This window comes from Candidatus Vesicomyosocius sp. SY067_SCS001, from assembly GCF_014706615.1.
In the GTDB taxonomy this organism is placed as follows: Bacteria; Pseudomonadota; Gammaproteobacteria; order PS1; family Pseudothioglobaceae; genus Ruthia.
In genome coordinates, this window is record NZ_CP054877.1 from 418,773 (window position 1) to 443,320 (window position 24,548).

General features: G+C 31.5%; 20 protein-coding genes. 14 read left to right on the top strand and 6 right to left on the bottom strand.

What is annotated here, in order from left to right:
* Positions 1 to 289: 289 nt before the first annotated feature.
* Entirely contained in the window at positions 290 to 1,009 is a 720-nt protein-coding gene (locus tag HUW60_RS02045; RefSeq protein WP_190600775.1) for a pteridine reductase, read from the bottom strand.
* A 14-nt stretch (positions 1,010 to 1,023) separates the two neighbouring features.
* Here HUW60_RS02045 and HUW60_RS02050 point away from each other — a divergent pair, with 14 nt between their 5' ends.
* From HUW60_RS02050 to HUW60_RS02095, 10 genes are all read left to right on the top strand, one after another.
* Positions 1,024 to 2,118, top strand: coding sequence for a class I SAM-dependent methyltransferase (locus tag HUW60_RS02050; protein ID WP_190600776.1), 1,095 nt, complete (start codon positions 1,024 to 1,026; stop codon positions 2,116 to 2,118).
* A gap of 17 nt (positions 2,119 to 2,135) precedes the next feature.
* Complete coding sequence (locus HUW60_RS02055) at positions 2,136 to 2,930, top strand: undecaprenyl-diphosphate phosphatase (RefSeq protein WP_190600777.1); 795 nt, start codon at positions 2,136 to 2,138, stop codon at positions 2,928 to 2,930.
* A gap of 2,432 nt (positions 2,931 to 5,362) precedes the next feature.
* Positions 5,363 to 6,274, top strand: coding sequence for a UDP-3-O-acyl-N-acetylglucosamine deacetylase (gene lpxC / locus HUW60_RS02060; protein ID WP_190600778.1), 912 nt, complete (start codon positions 5,363 to 5,365; stop codon positions 6,272 to 6,274).
* Between the two features lie 64 nt (positions 6,275 to 6,338).
* A complete protein-coding gene (gene ilvB / locus HUW60_RS02065; protein WP_190600779.1) occupies positions 6,339 to 8,072 on the top strand; it encodes a biosynthetic-type acetolactate synthase large subunit in 1,734 nt (577 codons plus the stop codon).
* Entirely contained in the window at positions 8,069 to 8,566 is a 498-nt protein-coding gene (ilvN, locus tag HUW60_RS02070) for an acetolactate synthase small subunit (protein WP_190600780.1), read from the top strand. The genes ilvB and ilvN overlap by 4 nt, the downstream gene beginning before the upstream one ends.
* A gap of 23 nt (positions 8,567 to 8,589) precedes the next feature.
* Complete coding sequence (gene ilvC, locus HUW60_RS02075; RefSeq protein ID WP_190600867.1) at positions 8,590 to 9,594, top strand: ketol-acid reductoisomerase; 1,005 nt, start codon at positions 8,590 to 8,592, stop codon at positions 9,592 to 9,594.
* A gap of 50 nt (positions 9,595 to 9,644) precedes the next feature.
* Complete coding sequence (gene pssA / locus HUW60_RS02080) at positions 9,645 to 10,391, top strand: CDP-diacylglycerol--serine O-phosphatidyltransferase (protein ID WP_190600781.1); 747 nt, start codon at positions 9,645 to 9,647, stop codon at positions 10,389 to 10,391.
* Positions 10,392 to 10,565: 174 nt separating this feature from the next.
* On the top strand, positions 10,566 to 12,101 hold the full coding sequence (locus tag HUW60_RS02085) for a 2-isopropylmalate synthase (protein WP_190600782.1): 1,536 nt from the start codon (positions 10,566 to 10,568) through the stop codon (positions 12,099 to 12,101).
* On the top strand, positions 12,098 to 12,517 hold the full coding sequence (locus tag HUW60_RS02090) for a uracil-DNA glycosylase family protein (protein WP_190600783.1): 420 nt from the start codon (positions 12,098 to 12,100) through the stop codon (positions 12,515 to 12,517). The genes HUW60_RS02085 and HUW60_RS02090 overlap by 4 nt, the downstream gene beginning before the upstream one ends.
* Entirely contained in the window at positions 12,505 to 13,197 is a 693-nt protein-coding gene (locus HUW60_RS02095) for an epoxyqueuosine reductase QueH (protein WP_190600784.1), read from the top strand. The genes HUW60_RS02090 and HUW60_RS02095 overlap by 13 nt, the downstream gene beginning before the upstream one ends.
* Here the strand turns inward: HUW60_RS02095 and argF are convergent.
* The 3 genes from argF to HUW60_RS02110 form a co-directional block, all read right to left on the bottom strand.
* Positions 13,194 to 14,093, bottom strand: coding sequence for an ornithine carbamoyltransferase (gene argF / locus HUW60_RS02100; RefSeq protein WP_190600785.1), 900 nt, complete (start codon positions 14,091 to 14,093; stop codon positions 13,194 to 13,196). The two genes, HUW60_RS02095 and argF, sit on opposite strands and share 4 nt — an antisense overlap.
* 14 nt (positions 14,094 to 14,107) lie before the next feature.
* Positions 14,108 to 15,265 (bottom strand): aspartate aminotransferase family protein, encoded by a 1,158-nt coding sequence (locus tag HUW60_RS02105; protein ID WP_190600786.1) that lies wholly within the window; start codon positions 15,263 to 15,265, stop codon positions 14,108 to 14,110.
* A 66-nt stretch (positions 15,266 to 15,331) separates the two neighbouring features.
* Positions 15,332 to 15,535 carry a hypothetical protein gene (locus HUW60_RS02110; RefSeq protein WP_190600787.1) on the bottom strand — a complete coding sequence of 68 codons (204 nt, stop codon included), beginning with the start codon at positions 15,533 to 15,535 and terminating at the stop codon, positions 15,332 to 15,334.
* Positions 15,536 to 15,692: 157 nt separating this feature from the next.
* Between HUW60_RS02110 and hpf the strand changes: the two genes are divergently transcribed.
* The gene (hpf, locus tag HUW60_RS02115) at positions 15,693 to 16,001 is read left to right on the top strand and encodes a ribosome hibernation-promoting factor, HPF/YfiA family (protein ID WP_190600788.1); all 309 of its coding nucleotides are present in this window, start codon (positions 15,693 to 15,695) and stop codon (positions 15,999 to 16,001) included.
* Positions 16,002 to 16,260: 259 nt separating this feature from the next.
* A complete protein-coding gene (locus HUW60_RS02120; protein WP_238924522.1) occupies positions 16,261 to 17,415 on the top strand; it encodes a magnesium transporter in 1,155 nt (384 codons plus the stop codon).
* A 351-nt stretch (positions 17,416 to 17,766) separates the two neighbouring features.
* On the opposite strand, the gene HUW60_RS02125 is transcribed toward HUW60_RS02120, so the two are convergent.
* Positions 17,767 to 19,140, bottom strand: a complete 1,374-nt coding sequence (locus HUW60_RS02125) for a phosphomannomutase/phosphoglucomutase (protein ID WP_190600789.1) — start codon at positions 19,138 to 19,140, stop codon at positions 17,767 to 17,769.
* A 55-nt stretch (positions 19,141 to 19,195) separates the two neighbouring features.
* Here HUW60_RS02125 and HUW60_RS02130 point away from each other — a divergent pair, with 55 nt between their 5' ends.
* Positions 19,196 to 19,564 (top strand): SoxR reducing system RseC family protein, encoded by a 369-nt coding sequence (locus tag HUW60_RS02130; protein ID WP_190600790.1) that lies wholly within the window; start codon positions 19,196 to 19,198, stop codon positions 19,562 to 19,564.
* A gap of 60 nt (positions 19,565 to 19,624) precedes the next feature.
* Positions 19,625 to 22,279 (top strand): pyruvate dehydrogenase (acetyl-transferring), homodimeric type, encoded by a 2,655-nt coding sequence (gene aceE, locus HUW60_RS02135; RefSeq protein ID WP_190600791.1) that lies wholly within the window; start codon positions 19,625 to 19,627, stop codon positions 22,277 to 22,279.
* A gap of 99 nt (positions 22,280 to 22,378) precedes the next feature.
* Here aceE and pnp read toward each other — a convergent pair whose 3' ends face one another.
* Positions 22,379 to 24,472, bottom strand: a complete 2,094-nt coding sequence (gene pnp / locus HUW60_RS02140; protein WP_190600792.1) for a polyribonucleotide nucleotidyltransferase — start codon at positions 24,470 to 24,472, stop codon at positions 22,379 to 22,381.
* Positions 24,473 to 24,548: the final 76 nt, after the last annotated feature.

Genomic DNA, 24,548 nt, shown 5'->3' on the forward strand with positions numbered 1-24,548 from the left:
ACACTGGCGTGTTAATTTTGTGTTACAGTGTGATTTATTTTTATCATAAAATGATTAAAAACTTATTCCTTAATAGTTTTAAACCTTTTTATTTAGTCGCTTTTAAGCGACTAAATAATTAATTTACTTTGATATGGCAACAAAAAGTCCAAAATATTAATAGTATTTTTGTGGTATTTATTTTTGGCATATAAAAAAATATTTTAAAAATCTTTTTAGTTGATAAAATTTAAATATCAATTTTCTAAAATTATATCACAAAAATAGTATGATATTTATGCAAAGACCTCTATTGATTAAGTGTTCGACCACCATCAACATTAATAACTTGTCCAGTAATATATGTAGATTTGGCTAAAAATAAAACAGTATCAGCAATATCTTGTGCACTACCTTGTTTTCTAAGTGCAATTTTTTTAAGTATTTTATTTTTTTGAACTTGATTAAGTTTAGCTACATTTGTTGGCCATAAAATTGACCCAGGCGATACTCCACAAACACGAACATTGGGTGCTAATTCTTTAGCTAAAGTTTTTGTCATCATAGCAACAGCTGCTTTAGAAATGCTATAAATTGTGTAATTTTTTAAAGGACGTTCGCTGTGAATGTCAATAATATTGATAATGCAACCTTGATTATGAGCTAACTTATCACTTAAAGTACTAGATAAAAATAAAGGAGCCATAAGATTAGTGTTCATAATAGATTGATAATCATGTTGATTTAATTTATCAACAGGTGTTGAGTAAAAAATAGATGCATTGTTAACTAAAATATTAAGTGACTTAATAGCATTGCAAAGTTTATTAACTTCTTGGATATTAGATAATTCAGCTTGTAAAGTACTCGCAGAATTTTGACGAATGTTATTAAGTTTATTCATTAGATTGTTAGCATCTTGGAATGAATTTCTATAATGAATAATTACAAAGTAACCATTTCTATGTAAAGTATGACAAATTTGCATACCAATTCTATGTGCTCCGCCTGTAACTAGTGCTATTTTCATATAAAATATGTCAAGTGGGTCTTGAACAAATTATTAAAAATACTATTATACAAAATACTAGTCCTATAGGTTTTGATGAATTTATGAATTTAGCGCTCTACTATCCTACATTGGGTTATTATCGATCTGGTTTGGAAAAATTTAGTGAAAATGGCGATTTTATTACCGCACCAGAAACTTCAGATTTATTTGGATTTTGCTTGGCCAAGCAATGTGCTCAGGTGCTAAATGGTACCAATGATATTTTAGAGTTTGGTTCAGGTAGTGGTATTCTTGCTACTCAGATACTTCTTGAGCTAGGGAGGTTACAAAGGTTGCCTCAAAAGTATTATATTTTAGAGTTAAGTGGTGAGCTTAAACATAGACAAGCAGAAACCATTGGTAAGGTATTACCAGAATTAATAGATAGAATAGTTTGGCTTGATGAATTGCCATCAGATTTTTCTGGTGTGATTATTGCTAATGAGGTATTAGATGCCATGCCAGCAAAACGTGTTATTTATAAAAATAAACAATTTTATGAGTTAGGTGTTGATTATCATGAAAATGAATTTTTTTGGAAAAAATTCGATTTTCCCTATCAAAATAATAAAATATTATTGCCTAATAATGTGATTGAAGATTATAAAACTGAAATAAATCTTTATGCTATAGCATGGATTAACTCCTTATATAATGCTACTAATAAGGCGCTTGTATTGTTGATTGATTATGGAATGAGTAGGGATGAATATTTTCATCCACAAAGGTTAGATGGTACTTTAAGGTGTTATTATCAACATAAAGCAAGTGAAAACCCATTTGTGAATATAGGTAAGCAAGATATTACTACATCAGTTAATTTTTCTGATATTGCTGACCAAGCAAGTATTAGTGGTTTTAAGGTTAGGGGTTATGCAACACAAGCGTTATTTTTGATTTCACTGGGTATTAGTGATTATTTGCTTAAACAAAAAGATAAAAACGAATGTATGAATTTAGCACAACAAATTAAACAGTTGGTTCTACCTAGTGTAATGGGTGAAAGTTTTAAGGTGTTGGCCTTAAGTAAGAAATTATCGATAAAATTAATAGGATTTGTTGAACAAGACCTGAGCGGTAAATTGTAAAAGATTTTTGTATAAATATGGATGTTTCTCAGACAATTGTTTTAGCGTTAATCCAAGGTTTAAGTGAGTTTTTGCCTATCTCTTCTTCAGCTCATTTAATTTTAGTACCAAAGTTAACCAATTGGACTGACCAAGGTTTAGTATTTGATGTAGTGGTGCATATGGGTACTTTAAGTGCAGTGATATTTTATTATCAAGCAATGATTAAGAGTTTGTTTTTTGATTTTTATCATTCAATAATTAAACGTCAAATTATTGGTCAATCAAAGTTAGCATGGGGAGTGCTGTTAGGTACTATCCCAATAGGATTAGTTGGTGTGATATTTAAAGATTTTGTTGCAGTTGATTTACGTTCAATAGAGATTATTGCTTATACAACACTAGTGTTTGGATTACTTTTAGGTTTTGCTAATTGGTCTAATCATAAAAATAAAAATCCAAAAAGTGCAATCAGTTGGATAGATGTTAGCTTTGTTAGTATGATGCAAATCTTAGCATTAATTCCAGGAACTTCTAGATCAGGAATAACAATTACTGCTTGTATGTTAGTAGGATTGTCTAGGAAGTTATCAATACAATTTTCATTTTTATTATCAATTCCTGTAATTACTTTGTCATTAATACTTATGTTGGTTGATTTGTATCATCAGACACAATTGGTTAGTGTTAGTTTATTAGTTCTGGGTTTTGTAGTTTCAACAATTAGCGCTTATGCAACTATTATTTTTGTTATTAGGTTAATAGATATGGTTGGTATGACACCATTTATTGTCTATAGATTAACTTTAGGCGTATTTTTATTCTTTTTATAAATATAAGTTTCAATCTAAACTTTTTTCTATTTGTTATTTAGTTATAACGGTATCATCGCTCTAGCAATATTGCTATTATATTAGATTATTAGTTATTTGTTGCACCTATATTAATTGCTTAGTAGTATGCTATTCAAATATGGAATAATTTTTAGGCTAATATTTAGCTTTTAGCTTATTAATTAGGTTTTACTTTAAAAATAAACTCAAAATGAATAGTCTATAATCTATTTGTAGTAAGTGCATGCCTAATGAGTATTTAATTCATACTATAAAGATTGAGTTTAGTTTGACTAAAATGCAAATTATTTTCATCTTTTGAATTGATTAAACATTGATCGACACATTTAAATTTGATTACAAGTATTAATTTAGCGTAGAGTAAATGTATTTATAGGTGAATTATTTTTTTTAAATAGGTTTGATGTGTTAAGTATCTTTACTTCAATACATTTGAGATTCATAAATAAAAATATCTAGTATTTTTAATCAATGGAATAATATACTATGACCACCTTTAATTCTAAAATCTTCGCACTTTGACTAATATTTGTTTTCCTATTTCATTGAAAAGATCTTAACTAGATACAAAAGTCATGAATAAATATTTTTCCATTAAATCGTATACTTTTAACAGAATGTGTTGAAAAGTATTAAAATATTTATGTAATACAAACTATTTTTATTTAACATATTAAACTTTTTACCCAATGTTATAGAGGTCTATTAGTTACAAACTTATATTTACTTTAATAACTAATCAAGTCGTTAACTTTTATTTATTGAACTAATATTAAAGTAAATGTATTAATCACCTTGTTAAAATAAAAGTTGTTTACCATAATCGTGGTTGAATCTTGTATAGGCGGAAGTTTTATCGGTATTACTTACTAAGTAAAGTGGTTTTTAAACCTATTTTGACCAAGCAAAAATTGATATGCTAGATATTATAGCTAATAATACTAGATAAGTTTAGTGTGGTTAGCGAACAAACTACATTAGAAATTGTATGTGATGTAATAAAAACTCATTTACTAATATTATAATATATCAATCACTACTTTTTCTGGACTTAGTAGTGCTACGATAGATAAATCTGTTGATATGATTTGTTTTATTTTTTGTGCTCTAAAAAAACTGTTTTTAACTAGCATCAAACAGTTTGGTTAAAATCGAGTTAAAATAGTCTAGTAAAATATTTATTTTATAAACTATTAAAGTAAATCTTTATGTAGTAATAATAATGGCTAAAGTGATATTTTATGACGATAAAAAATAGCCTGTTGGATTTTAATGTATTTGAATATACTCCGGTATTGTAATTGGACGTTAAAGTGAGTCATTTGGAGAGACTTTTGATAGAGTGTAATTGGTTATTTTAGAGAATATTTAATGTAAATATCGTGCTAGAAACTGTAATGGAATATGTTGATACAATTAGGAAATCAGTAGTGTGGTTAAATGTAATTATTGTGGGTGTATTAAATTAAGTGAAAGTTCTACTTGTTGATTTCATACTAAATTAGACTTATAATTAGGGTATTTTAAAGTAAAAAATACTAAAAATATAAAATATTTTTCAAGTGGAAAAATAGTTGAACATTAATTTTACTTAAATGAATGATATAAAATAATGGTTAGTAGTGAGAATTATTCTGTAAGTGTTGATATAAGAATAAGCAAAATTTTGGTATTAATTGCTGATGTTAATAAGATAGCAAAAGCAATGTTAAAAGTAGTTAAAACTGTTTATAGTATTGTAAATACTATAAACCATAATGTTTAACCAATATTTATGATTTAAATTTAAGTACGATTAATCAATATAGAAAAATATTGGTAACAGGTGTAAGCAATATTTCTGTTTTTGTAGTTGACGGTATTATTTATAGTAATATTTTTAGAATAGGTGATAATCAAATTACTCAAAATATTATTAATGTCTTTCTGTCTTATTTAAAAAGACAGAAAGATTCAAAATTAAACATATTTATGCTCAATTAAAAATAGTACTAGCGGATAAATTAATTGAATTAAAACAGTTCAATTCTATTGAACAATATTATTTATCATTACATAATTTAGTTGATACTTTAGAAAAATATTATTAAGATATTTATTTTTTTAAGTAAAATTTAAAATCTGAAAGATATATAGAAGACTCAAATCAGGATTGTTATTAACAGGTGATATGTCTTGAATAGAAGGTTGTAAGGGGTTGTTTATTAATATATTTAAATAAGCATCAAACTGGTTAAAGTTGATACAAATAAAATTATAAGTAAGAATGTGATTCTTACTAGTTTTAATTATATTTGTATACTAAGCTTGTTGATGCATATTGACAATAATACTTATTTAGAAATAGTGTAAGAACCTCAACAAACTAACTTTGTGAGTAAAATAAAATTATTATTGGAATAATAAATATTATGATCAAGCAAAGAACCATTAAAAAAGAAGTTAAAGCTAGAGGTATCGGTATTCATAGTGGTAGTGTTGTAAATATGACTTTGATTCCTGCTAAAGAAGACCATGGTGTAGTATTTAGGCGGATGGATGTGGGTGATAAGTTGGTGCGTGCACATAGTACCTTTGTTAATGAGGTGGTGCTTTCTACTGGGCTTGAAAATAAAGGTGTTAAAGTGTCAACAGTTGAGCATTTAATGAGTGCATTTTCAGCTCTTGGGATTGATAATGTTTTAGTAGAACTTGATTCGTTTGAAGTACCAATTATGGATGGCTCATCTGCCCCTTTTATTTTTCTGGTTCAATCTGCTGGTATTGAAGAGCAAAGTACTCATAAAAAATTCTTTGTCATCAAGGATACTATACGAGTAGAAAATGGTGATTCATGGGCACAAGTGTCTAAATATGAAGGATTTAAGGTATCACTTGAAATTGATTTTGATCATAAAAAAGTTAAGGAAAGTGGAGAAAAATTGAGTATTAATTTTTCCAAACAGTCATATTTAAAAGAAATTTCGCGTGCTAGAACTTTTGGTTACATAAAGGATGTAGAAATGATGCAAAGACAAAATTTAGCGCTTGGTGCTAGTATGGACAATGCGATTGCTTTAAGTGATGATGATGTTTTAAACGAAGATGGCATGCGTTATCAAAATGAATTTGTTAAGCATAAAATTTTGGATATTGTTGGTGATTTATATTTATTAGGCAGTAATCTAATTGGACATTACGAAGGATACAAGACAGGGCATTTGCTTAATGATCAATTGTTATCAACTATTTTAGCAAAGCCTGATACATGGTCTATTGAGACATTTGAAGAAGATAACTCGCCTATTCAATTTTATTCTGAAGATTGGCAAAATTCCTTATAATAGTGGATTGATATTGATATATCATTAGGTATAATTGATAGGTTATTATGCTAAATTAAAAAGAATGAAGTTAAATGGTGCTCAAATATTAGTTAATAGTCTTAAAAGTGAAGGAGTTAAGCACATTTTTGGCTATCCTGGCGGTGCAGTTTTACATATTTATGACGCACTAAATGCTTGTGATGAAATTGAACATATTCTTGTTCGTCATGAACAAGGTGCGGCACATGCTGCAGATGGTTATACGCGAGCAAGTGGCAAGTGTGGTGTTGCTTTGGTTACTAGTGGGCCTGGTATTACCAATGCAGTTACAGGTATTGCGACTGCATATATGGATTCTATTCCCATGGTTATTATTTCAGGGCAAGTGCCTTCAGCACTTATTGGTAATGATGCGTTTCAAGAGGTTGATGCGGTAGGTATTACTCGTTCATGTGTGAAACATAACTTCTTGATTAAAAATATTAATCAAATTGTTAACACCATAAAGAAAGCATTCCATATAGCCACTACAGGCAGACCTGGACCTGTGTTGATTGATATTCCTAAAGATATTACCATTGCTACTGTTGAACCAAAACCTTATCCAAATTCAGTTGAAATGCGTTCATATAAAGTTCCATCTCGTGCTGATAGTGCTAAAATTAATGCTGCAGCTGATTTGATTGCATCAGCCAAATGTCCAATTGTGTATTCTGGTGGAGGTTGTATTATTGGTAATGCTGATCAAGAACTTCGCGCATTTACACGTCAGTTAGGTTTTCCAATCACACAAACATTGATGGGCTTAGGTGCTTACCCAGCTACGGATAAGCAATCATTAGGTATGTTAGGTATGCACGGTACTTATGAGGCTAATATGGCAATGCATGATGCGGATTGTGTGATTGCTGCAGGTGTTAGATTTGATGACAGAGTGACAGCTAATATTGATAAATTTTGTCCTAATGCTAAGATTATTCATATTGATATTGATCCATCTTCTATTTCCAAAAATGTGGCTGTAGATATAGCAATTGTAGGCGATGTTAAATTAGTACTTAGTGATTTAATTGTTAAGATGAAAACCAAGTTCATTCAAGATATTTCCCTTTGGTGGTCGCAAATTGACCAGTGGCGCTCTGTTAATTCTTTGGCTTATCAAACTAAATTAGGTGTTATTAAACCGCAGACTGTTATAGAAACTCTATATGAAGTGACGAAAGGTAATGCTATTGTTACTTCTGATGTAGGCCAACATCAAATGTGGGCAGCACAATATTATCAATTTGATTATCCACGTCGTTGGATTAACTCTGGAGGTTTAGGTACAATGGGCTTTGGTTTACCAGCTGCCATGGGTGCAAAACTTGCTAAACCAGAGTTGAATGTTGCGTGCGTAACGGGTGAAGGTAGTATCCAAATGATGACTCAGGAATTATCAACTATGTTGCAATATGCAACACCTGTTAAGATTGTTAATCTTAACAATGGCTATTTGGGTATGGTGCGTCAATGGCAAGAATTTTTCTATGAAAAGCGTTATTCTATGTCGTACATGGATGCATTACCTAATTTTGTTAAATTAGCAGAAAGCTATGGGCATATAGGCATTAAAGTTGAAAAAGAAAAAGATTTAAAACCAGCTTTGATTGAAGCATTTAAGCAAAAAGATAGAACAGTATTTTTAGATATTTTAATTGACCCTACAGAAAATGTATTCCCAATGATTCCATCAGGTGCAGGACATCATGAAATGTTATTGGCTGGTCGTGATGAGATGTCATCAATGAATGATGATGGATTGAATTTAGTATGAGACATATTATTTCAATATTATTAGAAAATGAGGCAGGAGCTCTGTCTAGAGTGGCAGGATTGTTTTCTGCCCGTGGATTTAACATTGAGTCGCTCACAGTTGTAGCAACTAACGATTCAACCTTATCACGTATGACTATTGTTAGTATTGCTGATGATGGAATTATTGAGAAAATTGTTAAGCAACTTAATAAATTGATTGATGTAATTAAAGTAACAGACTTAACCGCAACTGAGCATATTGAGCGTGAACTGTTATTAGTTAAAGTGAACGTTAATCAACAAACACAAGTTGATATTGATAAGCAAATTAGTGCTTTTTCATGTAAATTAGTTGATGTATCAGAAGATATTTATACGATTGAGTTGGCAGGAAAAAGTAAAAAAATTAATGATTTTTTAGCAAATTTGGATGCTTCAAAAATTTTAGATGTTTCTAGAACAGGCGTAACTGGTATTTGCATGAAAAATAGGAATTTAACAAAAGGCGTATGAGGCGTTCAAAAATAGAGGAAAATATGAATATATATTATGATAAAAATGCAGATTTAAACATTATTAAAGGTATGAAGGTTGCCATTGTTGGCTATGGTTCACAAGGCCATGCGCATGCAAATAATCTAAGAGATTCTAGTGTTGAAGTAGTTGTTGCACTTAGAGATGGTTCTGAATCTTCTAAAAAAGCATCTGTCGCGGGGTTAAGCGTTAAATCAATTAAGCAAGCAACTGCATGGGCAGATTTAATAATGGTTTTAGCGCCTGATGAGTTTCAGTCTCAAATTTACACAGACAATATTGAACCAAATCTGAAGCAAGGTGCAACTTTAGCATTTGCTCATGGTTTTAATATTCATTATAATAGAATTATACCACGTGCTGATTTAGATGTTATTATGATTGCTCCAAAAGCACCAGGGCATACAGTACGCTCAGAATTTGTTAAAGGTGGTGGTATTCCAGATCTTATTGCGGTGTTTCAGGATGTTTCAGGCAATGCTAAAGACACTGCATTATCTTATGCTTCAGCTATTGGCGGCGGTCGTACCGGTATTTTAGAAACCTCATTTAAAGATGAAACTGAAACGGATTTGTTTGGTGAGCAAGTGGTATTATGTGGAGGTACAACTGCTTTGGTTCAAGCAGGTTTTGAAACCTTGGTAGAGGCTGGTTATGAGCCAGAAATGGCATACTTTGAATGTTTACATGAATTAAAGTTGATTGTTGATTTAATGTATGAAGGGGGTATTGCTAATATGCGTTATTCAATCTCAAATACTGCCGAATATGGTGATATTACTCGTGGCTCTCGTATTATAACTACTGATACTAAAGCTGAAATGAAAAAGATTTTGATCGAAATTCAAAATGGTGTTTTTGCTAAAGAATTTGTGGCTAATGTGGGCGAACTTCCAGCTCATCGAGAAGCGCAACGAGCACATCAAATTGAACAAGTTGGTGAATCACTTCGCTCTATGATGCCATGGATTAACAAAAATAAAATTGTTAATCAATCTAAAAATTAGTCATTTAATAAACGTATAAGCTGATTAGACGTTTTAGCGAATAATACATAGTGGAAAGAAAAACAAAAAGAGGTATTTATTTATTGCCAAATATTCTCACGACATTTGGATTGTTTTCTGGTTTTTTTGCTATTATTCTTGCCACTAAAAGCCAATATAGTGACGCTGCGATTGCAATATTTTTTGCTATGTTATGGGATGGACTTGATGGGCGTGTTGCTCGCTTAACCAATTCTCAAAGTGAATTTGGTGCACAGTATGATTCTATGGCTGATATGATTTCATTTGGCGTAGCTCCTGCATTACTAATGTATTTTTGGTTGCTGTCTGATTTGGGTAAGATTGGTTGGCTAGGTGCTTTTGTATATGTAGCGGCAGGTGCACTTCGTCTGGCTCGATTTAATACACAAATTGGTATTGAAGATAAATGTTATTTTCAGGGTTTACCATCCCCAGCTGCTGCGGCATTAATTGCAGGTTTGGTTTGGACCAAAGAAATGATTGGGGTCACTGGTTATGATCAAAATTTAATTTTAGCTAGTTGGATTATTCTGGTTGGTTCTGGTGTGTTAATGGTTAGTAATATTCGTTACAATAGTTTTAAAGAAATTAATTTAAAAGGTAGATCGTCATTTAAATTATTATTAATTGCTACATTAATTATTATTGTTATTACTTTAGAGCCTAGTGCTATTTTATTTGTCTTCTTTTTTATTTATGCACTCTCTGGATTGTTAACAACAATGGTTGAAGTGAGAAAAAAACGTCGTTTAAAAAAACATCATCTAAAAGGTTAAATTTCCTTTATAATTATCCTCATAATGATTAATCAATTTACATTTTATTTTCCTATAGAAAACATTCCTTTGTTTTTATTATAATTATTGCTTTATGGCAATAATTATCTGCGCACTATTGAAAGATTTTGTCCTCCAATTTGGAAATTTAAATAAACCAATTAGGAAACTTGAATGACTAATAAACTAATTATTTTTGATACAACTCTTCGTGATGGTGAACAATCACCTGGTGCATCCATGACTAAGGATGAAAAAATACGTATTGCTAGAGTATTGGAAAAAATGAAAGTAGATGTTATTGAAGCAGGTTTTGCTATTGCATCAGAGGGAGATTTTGAAGCCGTACAAGCTGTGGCCAATATAGTACAAAATTCTGTTATTTGTTCATTGGCTAGAGCGCTTGATAAAGATATTGATCGTGCAGGAGAGGCATTAAAAGGTGCTAATGCATCTCGTATTCACACTTTTATTGCCACTTCTAACATTCATATGAAGATGAAATTGCAAATGACCCCTGACCAGGTAGTAGGACAAGCAGTTCGTGCTGTTAAGCGAGCCAACCGGTATACGGATAATATAGAATTCTCACCAGAAGATGCAGGTCGATCAGATGAGGATTTTTTGTGCTATATTATTGAGGCTGTGATTAAAGCTGGTGCTACAACTATTAATATTCCTGATACAGTAGGTTATAATATTCCACATCAGTTTGGTGCAACTATTAAATCTTTAATTGAACGTATACCAAATTCTGACAAGGCTATTTTTTCAGCACATTGTCATAATGATTTGGGTTTAGCAGTAGCCAATTCATTGTCTGCTGTACTAAATGGTGCAAGGCAAGTTGAATGTACCATTAATGGTTTAGGTGAACGTGCAGGTAATACATCATTAGAAGAACTGGTTATGGCAGTACGAACCCGCCAAGATATTTTTGACTGTGATACCAATATTGATACCATGCATATTTTATCAGCTTCACGTTTGGCTTCAAGTGTGACAGGTTTTATTATACAACCTAATAAAGCAATTGTTGGTGCAAATGCTTTTGCTCATGAGGCAGGTATTCATCAAGATGGTGTTCTTAAACATCGAGAGACTTATGAAATTATGCGCGCTGAAGACGTTGGTTGGAATGCTAATAAATTAGTGTTAGGTAAACATTCAGGGCGCAATGCGTTTAAGGTTAGACTGGCTAAATTAGGTGTTGAGTTTAACGATAATGCAAGCCTTAATGATGCTTTTAGACGTTTTAAAGAACTAGCTGATAAAAAACATGAAATTTTCGATGAAGATTTGCAAGCACTAGTATCTGAAACACAAACAGAGTCCTATGATGAAGCTATTAAACTAGTGTCTTTGAAGGTATGTACAGAAACGAATGAGAAAAATACGGCAACTGTTGTATTATTTATTAATGATAAAAAGAAAACAGCAACGGCGAATACTTCAGGTGCGGTAGATGCTACTTTTAGTGCAATTAATTCATTGGCTAGTATCAAGATAAACCTTCAATTATATTCTGTTTCAAATGTTACTCAAGGTACAGATGCGCTTGGTGAAGTGAATGTTCGCTTAGAGTATAATGGTCGTATTGTTAATGGACAAGGAGTTGATACTGATATTATTACTGCTAGTGCAAAAGCTTATGTTCATGGTTTAAATAAGGTATTAACTGTAACTAATAAGGCGCATCCTCAAATATGAATGAATCTCTAAGATCTCGTTATTTAGAGGTGTTTGCTATACCTGAATTTTTGCATATTCAGGCAAAAACTCAAGATCTAAATTTTCTAAAAATTGATACACAATGTTTAGTAATTGAAACTAAAATACCTTCTTCATTTTGTCAAAAGGGTAAGACTCAAGACTTTTTATTCAAAATGTTAGGTGCTATTGGACTTAAAAAATCTGATATTAAATATGTTAGCATTAATATTAATGATTTAGATCAAACGCTTAGTCAATATAATGCAAAAACGGTATTATTAATGGATATAGGCTTAAAGTCATCTTCAATACATCATTTTTACATTCATCATCCAAGCAATGTTTTGACTAATGGGAAACTCAAACGTGAAACCTGGGAAACGCTAAAAAAAGTTAGACAATGTCTCAAGTAGATTATAGTTTGTTAGGTTATAAACGTCCTAATTTGACTTTACCAAATGGTGAAACTAAATTGCTAATGCATTCTTGTTGCGCGCCTTGTTCTGGTGAAATTATGGAAGCTTTAGCAGTATCAAATATAGACACTACTATCTTCTTTTATAATCCTAATATTCACCCAAAAGAAGAATATGAATTACGTAAAGAGGAAAATATACGTTTTGCACAAAAGCTCAACATGCTATTTATTGATGCAGATTATGACTGTAATATTTGGTTTGATCGTACTAGAGGTCAAGAGCATGAACCAGAACGTGGCAAGCGTTGTACTACTTGTTTTGATATGCGTTTTGAAGTTACAGTTCAGTATGCCCAGAATCATGGTTTTAATTTAATTTCTTCAACACTTGGTATATCACGTTGGAAGGATATAAATCAAATTAATAATTGTGGTATGCGTGCAACACAGTTATTTAAAAGTATTTATTATTGGGATTTTAATTGGCGCAAGCAAGGCGGGTCAAGTAGAATGTTAGAATTGTCTAAACGTGAAGCATTCTATCAACAAGAATATTGTGGTTGTGTTTATTCATTACGTGATACTAATCGTTGGCGTGTGTCTTGCGGGCGAGAAAAAGTAAAACGTGGAGTTAAGTTTTATCAACAAACAATGGAAAGTTCTAAGGATTTTTAATTTAGTAAATATAATAGTAATGCTTTTTGTACATGTAATCTATTTTCAGCTTCACTCCAAACTAAACTTTGATTACTATCAATTACGTTGGCAGAAACCTCTTTGCCACGGTGTGCAGGTAAGCAATGCATAAATACAGCACTTGGTTTGGCTTTTGACATTAAGACTGTATTGACTTGAAAGTCTTTAAAGGCAATTTCACGCTTTATTTGTTCATTTTCTTGCCCCATACTTGCCCAAACATCAGTTACTATCAAATCAACCTCTTTACATGCTGTTTTTATATCGGTGAATAGATGAATGTGGCTAGCATATTTTTCAATAAAACTTTGATCTGGTTGGTAGTTTTTAGGGGCAGCAATATTAAGTTTAAAGTTGAAACTTTTTGCTGCTTGTATATAAGTGTGGCACATGTTATTTCCATCGCCAATCCAAGCTACGGTTTTATTAGCAATAGAACCGTTGTATTCTTGGTAAGTCATCATGTCAGCTAATAGTTGACATGGATGTGATTCATCAGATAATGCATTAATAATCGGTACAGAAGAATGTTCTGAAAAGGTCTGAATATCCTCATGAGAAGAGACACGTATCATAATAGCATCAACCATTGAACTGATCACAATTGCGCTATCGATGATTGGTTCACCCCGACCTAATTGAATATCTTTATCAGATAAGAATAGGGCACGACCACCTAGTTGAGTCATTCCAGCTTCAAAAGAAACACGCGTTCGTGTAGAAGATTTATCAAAAATCATGGCTAATGTTTTATGTTCTAAACATTTATTTATTTTACCAGATTTATACTGTTTTTTTAATGTGATTGCTTGTTTAATGATTCGAGTTAAGTCATAATTCGATAAATCATTAAGATTAATAAAGTGTTTTATCATAGGGTATCCCCTTTTTATAAAGTATTGATCAAGTTACTAACTTTATCAATAAGAATATCAGCATCAGATTGATTAATGATTAAGGGTGGAAGTAAACGTATTGTTTGACCAGTAATATTAATTAAAAGTTTGTTGTTTAATGCTTTTTGTAAAAGAGTAGAACAATTTTGGTTTAACTCAATGGCAATCATTAAACCTTTTGAGCGAATTTCAAATACTTTGTTTGAATTTTTAAGTTTGTTTCTAAAACTAGATGTTATGTATTCACCCATTACTAAAACATTATCTAAAATATTATCTTTTTCGATAATTTCTAATACAGTAAGTGCTGTTTTACAAGCCAGTGGATTACCACCAAAGGTGGATCCGTGTGTACCAGGCATTAGTAATTGTGCAGCTTTTCCTTTTGCAAGACAAGCACCAATAGGCATACCATTACCAAGTCCTTTAGCTAAAGTGAATAAATCTGGTGTTATATTGTTATAACAATGTGCAAATAATTTACCAGTACGACCTATGCCTGTTTGTATTTCATCAAGAATTAATAACCAATTATTATTATTGCAAATTTTTTGAACTTGGTTCAGGTAATTCTTATTTGGGATGATAATACCACTTTCACCCTGAATAGGTTCAAGCATAACTGCAACAATATTCTTGTTATTTTCATGAGCTTTAATTGCTTTAATATTATTAAAGTCAAAATAGATAAATTTACTAACTAATGGTGTAAAACCTTTTTGTATTTTAGGATTGCCAGTGGCTGAAAGTGTTGCCATAGTGCGTCCATGAAAACTTTGGTTAGCAGTTAAGATGGTTGGGTTGTTAATATGATTAGCATGTCCATGTAAGCGAACAATTTTAATAGCTGCCTCATTTGCTTCAGCACCAGAATTGGCAAAAAAAGCTTTATCCATGTTAGATAATTGGCATAATTTTTTAGCTAAATCTTCTTGGTGCTGGATATGATACCAATTACTGGTATGTAGTAAATTAGCAGCTTGTGTTTGAATTGTTTTTGTAATTTCTTGATGACAATGTCCCAGACCAACAACACCCACACCACAAAGCGCGTCTAGATATTTTTCACCTTTGTCATCTATCAGATAGCAACCTACACCTTTAACAAAAGTAACCTTAAGTGGTGTATAGTTTGACATTAAATAGGACATTATGATTATCTAAAACAATTAATAAAAAGCTCTAAATTAAGCTTTTATTACCAATCATAAAATAATTTATGATTGGTAAGTTAATGGTGGAGCCATTTCATTATTAATTTTATCTAATTCTTTTTTGTATCCTTCATAAAAAGAGCCCACTGGGGGGTTAATCCAATCTTTATAAGAAAAACCATTGACTTGTGTATGAGTTTTGAAAGTATTTTGTAATACAATTCTTTTAGCACTTAATTCGTTAAAATGTTGACTTGTTGCAATCATTTTGATCTCCTATAATATGTAAGTAAGTAAACGTCGGCATTATACACTTTAAATAAGATTTAAGGTTTTTGTCTTAAATGTGTATAAATTACCTTATAATTTATATTAAAGTTATGCTTTAATATAAATTATTTTTCAAAGAATTTAAGGAGTATATATGCAGTTAAATATTTCTGGTCATCATCTTGATATTACCGAAGCAATTAAACAACATTCGTTAATAAAATTAAACAAAATAAAGAATCATTTTAATCAAGTAATTAACATTAATATAATCTTAGAAGTTAAAAAAGATGTACAAAAAGCCGAGGCAATAATCCATGTTAGTGGTGCAGATTTATTTGCAAAAGCAGAAAGTTCTGATATGTACAACTCTATTGATCAAATGGTTAATAAATTAGATGTTCAAATTAAAAAACATAAAGAAAAATTAAACAACCAGAGAAAAAAACTAATAACAATCTGAGTTTTATTTAAACATTTATATTGTTTTAAAAGATAAGAGCAATACTGATGTCAGAAGTTGAAAATACTTCGTTTGAAGAACGGCTTAAGAAATTAATAAAGTATTTTGGAGAACTTAAAATATAAAGAGGTAACCTCTTATCTTTGTTTGAGCTACACACACTTGAAATTGTTAGTTTGTTAGAAAGTATATCGTCTAAAGACAGGATTCAAGTTTGGTTAAATATTGATTTGGAATTAAAAGTGATATTATTAAAAATTTGAATGAAAATGAAAATGAAAATGTTGAATCTTACTTGTTAAGTAAAACGGATATTGCTAATATTGTAAAGACTATAGAAATCTTGGATACGAAGAATCCATCTGATATTATACCTAAATTACCTGAATCAGAAATACATAACTTATTATTAATATTGGATTATAAACATAAAGATCACTTAAAACGAGTTTTATCTTATCCTAAAAACTCTGCTGCCGGTTTAATGAATATTGATATTATTACCGTACGTAGTAATGTGACAGTAGGTACAGTTATTCGTTATCTACGTTTGTTAAAAGAAATGCCGATTGATACTGATCAAGTATTTGTGGTTAATAAATCTTATCAATACCTGGGCTCTATTTATATTGCTACTTTATTAACTAATGAAGCTGAACAAAATATTAATCTACTCATAAACAAAAAATTAAAACCTATTCTAGCTACTACTGTTGATAATGAAGTAGCTAGTCTATTTGGACAGAGGAACTTAATATCTGCTCCTGTGGTTGATGAAAGTAACCAGCTTATAGGCCGTATAACCATTGATGATGTGGTTGATATTATTCGAGATGAAGCTGAACACTCAGTTATGTCAATGGCTGGTTTGAATGAAGATGAGGGCGTATTTTCTCCTGTTATACAAAGTGCTAAGCGTCGTAGTATTTGGCTTGGAATTAATCTAATTACAGTTTTTATTGCTGTATTTTTTATCGGTCTTTTTGAAGCTACTTTACAAGAAAAAATTGCATTAGCAATTTTAATGCCAGTTGTGGCATCAATGGGTGGTATTGCTGGTACACAAACACTTATCTTGGTAACACGTGGTATAGCAACAGGCAGGGTAACAGAGACTAACCTTAAAGTATTAATGAATAAAGAGGTTGCAATTGGGGTTTTAAATGGTATTTTCTGGTCTTTAATTATTAGTGTGGTAACTTATATTTGGTTTACAGATTTGATGCTAAGCCTAGTAATAGCGTTGGCGATTATTGTTAATTTAATCTTTGCTGCTTTTTCAGGTGCATTTTTACCATTACTACTAATTAAATTTAAAATTGACCCAGCACTTGCCGGTGGGGTTATTTTGACGACAATTACTGATGTTATCGGTTTTTTAGCTTTTTTATCTTTAGCGACTTTGATTGTTTAGTAATGGAAGTTTTTAAAAATATCACTTAATTGTTTTTTAGTTTAATGGTTTCATTATTAATTGAGAAAAATTTTATTTAGTGGTATTTTTAGTATTTTACTAAATAGTATTATAGCTTGGTCGGTTTTTGTTCATTTATAGAGAAGTTTTGATTTGTATACATTTATGGGATTGTTCTGGTACAGGTGAGGTATTATCCATTATAGATGTATATTGTATATCTCTTAATATTTATGCATAACTTTAATTAATATCTATACATAATGTTAACTTGTCAAAAATATTGGTATATCTTTAATTTCTAGTCTTATTCTTAGTTAGGTTAGATTTTAACTGTAATTAATCCTATTATTAAAAATATTGAGTAGAAATATTGTTATTCTTTAGCCAAATTCTAAATCTTCCTTGAATTTCATTTAACACTTTTTGACTATCTGCTTCAAATCTAAGAACCAAACAAGACGTAGTATTAGAAGGGCGAATTAACCCCCAGCCATTGTCATAGTCAACACGAATACCATCAATAGTGGTAATTTTTGCATTAGGGAAATCTACATTTTTAGCTAATTTATTCATGACATTAAATTGTTCTCCTTGTTGTTCAAAATGAATATTAATTTCTGGTGTATTGACATTATCAGGTAATTCAGAAAATATTTCGGCACAAGTTTTTTTTGTTTTTGATAAAATTTCAAGCAACCTAGCACCTGTATAAAGCGCATCATCAAATCCATACCAACGCTCTTTGAAGAAGATATGTCCACTCATTTCTCCACCAAGTGCTGCACCAGTTTCTTTTAATTTAGCTTTAATAAAACTATGTCCTGTGCGTGACATAATGGCTTCGCCACTATGTTTGATGATGTCTTTGGATAACAGTGATGAACACTTAACATCAAAAACAATCTTGGCACCTTTATTACGCTTGAGAATATCTCTTGAATATAAGATCATTTGTCTATCTGCCCAGATTACATTTCCTTTGTTGTCAATCAAGCCCAATCTATCACCATCACCATCAAAGGAAAAGCCCATGTCTGCACCTGTATTTCTTACTTCTTTAATAATATATTCAAGGTTATGAAGTTTAGAAGGGTCAGGATGGTGATTAGAAAAGTTACCATCAACTAAACAAAATAATTTTGTTACTTTAACACCTAATTGTTCAAATAGTTTTGGTGCAATATTACCTGCAACTCCATTTCCTGCATCAACAACAATACTAAATGATTTGTCTAATTTAATATCATTAGTAATACGCTTAATATAATCTTGTTCAATGTTAACTTTAATTGAAGTTCCATGACCTGAGGAAAAATCACCAATCTGAATACGCTGATAAAGCGCTTGAATACGTTCACCCGAGAGTGTTTCTCCTGCAATTATGATTTTAAAACCATTATATTCTGGTGGATTATGTGAACCTGTAATCATTACACCTGAAGTACTAACCTTAGTATGCGTTGCAAAATATACCAAAGGAGTTACTACCATACCAATATCCACAATATGACACCCACTTTTTTTAAGACCTTCTGTTAAAGCTTGCATTAAATCAAGACTACTGAGTCTACCATCACGACCAATAACAATATTACGTTCACCTTTAGAAATAGATTCGCTACCAATTGCTAAACCGAGAAGTTTAACATTTTCAGGAGTTAAATCATGCTTAGCAATACCACGGATGTCATAAGCTTTAAAAATTGATTGTGAAATATTCATAATTCAATAAGATAGTGTACAATAAAGCTTTTATTTTAAACATAAAACTAATTAAGTGAAAGAACAGTTTAAAGTTATTGCAATTGACAATAAAATGATGACGCTTGAAGTTGATCGCTCAAGCGGTTGTAATAGTTGCGAATCAACTAGTAGTTGTGGTACAGGGATATTGTCTAATTATTATTCTGTGTTTAACAGGCCATATCGAGATAATATTTTAGCTGGTGATTTTGTAACATTAGAAATTTCTTCAAGTAAATTATTTTTACGTGCTTTTCAACTTTACATACTACCATTGTTATCATTATTTATAGGCGGAGTGTTAGGTAGTATCTTATATACAATTAACGAAATAGGACAAATTGTATTTGCTTTGATTGGTTTTTTTGCCTCATTTGTATTTATTAAATATTTTATAAAGTAGACTCTAAAGATATAATAATTTTGGGATAATTGGTTTTTTTTAAATAAATTATACATTATTATGTTAGTTCAAGATATTGACCCTTTGGAAACCCAGGAATGGCTAGAAGCTTTTAAATCTGTTATTCGTATTGAAGGCGATGATCGTGTTAAGTTTTTGTTAAATCAATTAATAGACATGGCGTATAACGAAGGGATAGATTTACCAAAAGATATTAATACCTCTTATCTAAACAGTATTTCTAAAGAAAAAGAAGTTGTAACTGATATTAATGAAGATATTGAGGAAAGAATTTCAGCTATTGTTCGTTGGAATGCTATGGTAATGGTAGTAAAGGCTAATCAGTTGCCGTATGATTTAGGTGGACACATTGCTTCATTTGCATCAAGCGCAACTTTATATGAAGTTGGTTTTAATCATTTTTATCGTGGGCCTGATGCACATCAGGGTGCAGATCTTGTCTTCTTTCAAGGACATATATCTCCAGGTATTTATTCCCGTGCTTATTTAGAAGGACGTATTACTGAGGATCAGATGCTTAAATTTCGTCAAGAAGTTGGAAAGGAAGGTTTATCTTCTTATCCTCATCCATGGTTAATGCCAGATTTTTGGCAATTTCCAACAGTTTCAATGGGTTTGGGTCCAATTATGGCAATTTTTCAAGCACGATTTATGAAATATCTTCATCACCGTGAAATTAAACAAACTGACAAGCGTACTGTTTGGGCATATTTAGGTGATGGTGAAACTGATGAGCCAGAAGCATTAGGTGCTATATCAATGGCAGGTCGTGAAAAATTAGACAATCTTATTTTTGTTATTAATTGTAATCTTCAGCGCCTTGATGGTCCTGTACGTGGTAATGGAAAAATTATTCAAGAATTAGAAGGTGTATTTCATGGTTCTGGTTGGAATGTGATTAAAGTTATTTGGGGAGGTAAGTGGGATGAATTATTTGCCAGAGATACTCAAGGACTCTTAAAAAAACGCATGGAAGAAGTGGTGGATGGCGAATATCAAGCTTATAAAGCTAAAGATGGGGCTTATGTACGTAAACATTTTTTTGGTAAGTATCCTGAATTATTAGCCATGGTTGAAGATATGAGTGATGATGAAATTTATCATCTTGATCGTGGTGGTCATGATCCTTATAAGGTGTTTCAAGTTTATCATTCTGCTAAAGCATGTCACGACAAACCAACGGTTATTTTGGCTAAAACGGTTAAAGGTTATGGTATGGGTGAGGCTGGTGAAGGACAAAATACTACCCACTCACAAAAAAAAATAGGACTAAAACAAGTTGAAATTTTTGCTAAACGCTTTGATGTTCCAGTTACTGAAGAAGACGTTAAGTCTTTAAATTTTTATAAGCCAGCACTTGATAGTGAAGAAATGGTTTATATGCGTGCTAAACGTAAGAAACTAGGAGGTTCTTTGCCAGTACGTGCGTTTGATTTAGAACAAATAAAAATACCTAAACTGAATGTATTTGAAACGTTATTAAAATCAAGTGGAGACCGTAAAATGTCAACCACAATGGTATTTAACCGGGTTATAACATTATTAGTTCGTGATAAGCAGTTAGGCCCTAAAATTGTACCAATTATTCCTGATGAAGCACGTACTTTTGGTATGGAGGGTTTATTTAGACAATTAGGTATCTATTCTGCTTCTGGGCAACTTTATCAACCTGAAGATTCAGATAAAGTTATGTGGTATAAGGAAGACAAGAAAGGTCAAGTGTTACAAGAAGGAATTAATGAAGCAGGTGCAATTTCTGATTGGATTGCAGCCGCAACGGCTTATGCAACACATAATACTACTATGATCCCATTTTATATTTATTATTCTAAATTTGGCTTCCAACGTGTAGGGGATTTGGTTTGGGCGGCTGGAGATATGCAAGCTAAAGGTTTTTTAATTGGCGGTACTGCAGGACGTACAACACTTAATGGTGAAGGTTTACAGCATCAAGATGGTGACTCTCATTTAGTGGCAAATACCATTCCAAACTGTATTTCTTATGACCCAACTTATGGTTACGAATTGATGGTAATTATTCATTCTGGTCTTTATAGAATGTATGAAAAACATGAAAATATTTTTTATTATATTACTGTAATGAATGAGTTGTATACTCACCCAGAAATGCCAAAAAATTCTGAACATGGTATTATTAAAGGCATGTATAAATTAAAAACCATTGGCAAAAGTATGATAGAAGTACAATTAATGGGTTCTGGAACTATTTTAAGAGAGGTAGAAAAAGCTGCAAAAATGTTAGCTGATGACTGGGGGGTGAAATCCAGTATTTGGTCAGTTACAAGTTTTAATGAATTAACACGTGAAGCACAAGATATTGATAGAATCAATCGTTTTAATACAAGTGGTATTAAAAAACAAGTACCTTATATTACAAAATGTTTAGAAGACGCCAATGGACCGATAATCGTAGCAACTGACTACATGCGTAATTTTGCCGAACAAGTCCGTAAGTATGTTCCTAATCGATACGAAGTGTTAGGAACAGATGGTTTTGGTCGTTCTGATTCAAGAGCTGCACTTAGAGAATTTTTTGAAGTTAATGCTAAATACATAACGATAGTAGCATTAAAAGCGCTTTCAGATGAAGGGAAGATTGAAATTTCAATTTTTACAAAAGCGATTAAAAAATATAAGATTAATATCAGTAAACCTAATCCAATGACAGTATAAATAAATTTGTTTAGTAAATACTTATAATAAAACTAAATTTACTCTTGTATGAAAATATTTCTCTCACGTGCAAGAACTATTAATTTGAGGTTGTAAAAATTATTTTTCTAATAAAGCTTTACGAGATAATTTAATACGACCTCTATCTAAACCTATAACCTTTACATCAATTTTATCACCTTCTCTAAGATGATTCTTTACTTTTTCAATACGTTCATGAGAAATTTCAGAAATATGTAGCAAACCATCTTGGTTAGGCATGATGTTAATAAAAGCACCAAACTCAACAATTTTAACAACTTTACCTGTATAAACTTTATTCACTTCAGGTGTAGCAGTAACATCTTTTACCATTTGCACTGCTGTATCAAAGGATTTTTGGTTATTGGAAAAAATATTAACATTACCACTATCATCTACATCAATATTAGCGCAAGAAGTTGAGATAATACCTTTAATGGTTTCTCCACCTCTGCCAATTAAATCACGAATTTTATCAGTTTGGATTTTAATAATAGTAGTTTTAGGTGTATTTTTGTTTGACGTATTAGGTTCACAAATAACTTGATTCATTTGACCTAAAATATTTAATCTTGCCTCTTTAGCTTGTTTTAGAGCGATCTCCATAATTTCATGGGTAATATCCTGGATTTTAATGTCCATTTGTAATGCATTTACTCCACGTGATGTTCCTGCTACTTTAAAATCCATATCACCTAAGTGATCTTCATCACCTAAAATATCAGTCAATATAGTAAATCTATCATCTTCTTTAACTAAACCCATTGCAATGCCTGCTACTGGTGCTTTTATTGGTACACCTGCATCCATTAATGATAATGATGAGCCACAAACACTAGCCATAGAGCTAGAACCATTAGATTCGGTAATTTCTGAGACTACACGTACTGTGTACGGGAATTCTTCAATTGAAGGCAAGCAAGCAGTAATACCCCGGCGCGCTAGATGACCATGACCAATTTCACGACGCTTAATTGTAGCTAAGCGACCAGTCTCACCCACACAATATGGCGGGAAGTTGTAATGTAACAAGAAGTAATCATTTTGACGCTCGGAAGATTCTAATTTTTCAATTAATTGGGCATCACTCTTAGGGCCTAAAGTGGTTACAACTAAGGCTTGTGTTTCACCCCGAGTAAATAAAGCAGAGCCATGAGTATTCTTTAGAATACCTGTTTCAATCTTTAACTCACGAACAGTTTTATTGTTACGACCATCAATACGAGAATCATTATTTAAGATTCGCTCACGTACGGTTGATTTTTCAACCTCTTTAAAGTATTTGCTAACTTCTTCGGCAGAATTTCCGTTTTCATTTTCATTCTCCAATGCTTCAATTGCAGCCATTCTGATTTTATCAATTTTGGCATGACGGTCAAGTTTTTCCTTGATTTGGTAGGCTTTATTAATTTTTTTGCCAAATTTTGATTTGATATCACTTAATAAAACTTCATTAGTTATAGGTGCTGTCCAGTCCAATTTTTGCATGCCAACCTCAGTGGTAAATTCAGCAATATTAGTAACGGCAACTTGGTATTGTTCATGTGCATATATGATTGCACCTAGCATAATTTCTTCAGAAAGTTCATTAGCTTCTGACTCTACCATTAATACTGCTTTATCAGTGCCTGCAACCACCATGTCCAAATCTGAATTAGTCAATTCAATATAAGTTGGATTAAGAATATATTTACCATTAGAATAGCCAACACGAGAACCGCCAATTGGTTTACTAAATGGCACACCAGAAATACTTAGTGCAGCAGATACACCTAACATTGAAATAATGTCTGGATTAACCTCAGAATTAGCAGAAACAACGGTAATAATTACTTGTATCTCATTCATGAAACCATTCGGAAATAGTGGACGAATAGTACGATCAATCAATCTAGATGTTAGAGTTTCTTTCTCACTAGGTCTTGCTTCACGTTTTAGAAAACTGCCAGGAATTTTTCCGGTTGCGTAAGTTTTTTCAATATAATCAACAGACAGTGGAAAAAAATCTTGTCCAGGTCGTGTTTCTTTAGATCTAACAACGGTTACCAATACTTGCGTGTCATCCATACTGGCCAGTACTGCACCATGTGCTTGTCTAGCAATACGCCCTGTTTCTAATGTCACTATGTGCTTGCCCATAGTGAAGCTTTTTGTTTTGATATTCATACCCATGAGAATCTCCAAAGAAAAATTAAAAAAAGAAGTTTATGGTTTGAACTTAATAAGCTTTATTTGAAATATATTCAAA

Excerpts from the sequence above, each read along its gene's own strand:
- argF (WP_190600785.1), bottom strand. The coding sequence starts at position 14,093 with ATGATAAAACACTTTATTAATCTTAATGATTTATCGAATTATGACTTA.
- ilvB (WP_190600779.1), top strand. The coding sequence starts at position 6,339 with ATGAAGTTAAATGGTGCTCAAATATTAGTTAATAGTCTTAAAAGTGAA.
- ilvC (WP_190600867.1), top strand. The coding sequence starts at position 8,590 with ATGAATATATATTATGATAAAAATGCAGATTTAAACATTATTAAAGGT.
- HUW60_RS02090 (WP_190600783.1), top strand. The coding sequence starts at position 12,098 with ATGAATGAATCTCTAAGATCTCGTTATTTAGAGGTGTTTGCTATACCT.
- lpxC (WP_190600778.1), top strand. The coding sequence starts at position 5,363 with ATGATCAAGCAAAGAACCATTAAAAAAGAAGTTAAAGCTAGAGGTATC.
- HUW60_RS02125 (WP_190600789.1), bottom strand. The coding sequence starts at position 19,140 with ATGAATATTTCACAATCAATTTTTAAAGCTTATGACATCCGTGGTATT.
- HUW60_RS02055 (WP_190600777.1), top strand. The coding sequence starts at position 2,136 with ATGGATGTTTCTCAGACAATTGTTTTAGCGTTAATCCAAGGTTTAAGT.
- HUW60_RS02085 (WP_190600782.1), top strand. The coding sequence starts at position 10,566 with ATGACTAATAAACTAATTATTTTTGATACAACTCTTCGTGATGGTGAA.
- ilvN (WP_190600780.1), top strand. The coding sequence starts at position 8,069 with ATGAGACATATTATTTCAATATTATTAGAAAATGAGGCAGGAGCTCTG.
- pnp (WP_190600792.1), bottom strand. The coding sequence starts at position 24,472 with ATGGGTATGAATATCAAAACAAAAAGCTTCACTATGGGCAAGCACATA.
- HUW60_RS02105 (WP_190600786.1), bottom strand. The coding sequence starts at position 15,265 with ATGTCCTATTTAATGTCAAACTATACACCACTTAAGGTTACTTTTGTT.
- HUW60_RS02110 (WP_190600787.1), bottom strand. The coding sequence starts at position 15,535 with ATGATTGCAACAAGTCAACATTTTAACGAATTAAGTGCTAAAAGAATT.
- HUW60_RS02095 (WP_190600784.1), top strand. The coding sequence starts at position 12,505 with ATGTCTCAAGTAGATTATAGTTTGTTAGGTTATAAACGTCCTAATTTG.
- hpf (WP_190600788.1), top strand. The coding sequence starts at position 15,693 with ATGCAGTTAAATATTTCTGGTCATCATCTTGATATTACCGAAGCAATT.
- aceE (WP_190600791.1), top strand. The coding sequence starts at position 19,625 with ATGTTAGTTCAAGATATTGACCCTTTGGAAACCCAGGAATGGCTAGAA.
- HUW60_RS02045 (WP_190600775.1), bottom strand. The coding sequence starts at position 1,009 with ATGAAAATAGCACTAGTTACAGGCGGAGCACATAGAATTGGTATGCAA.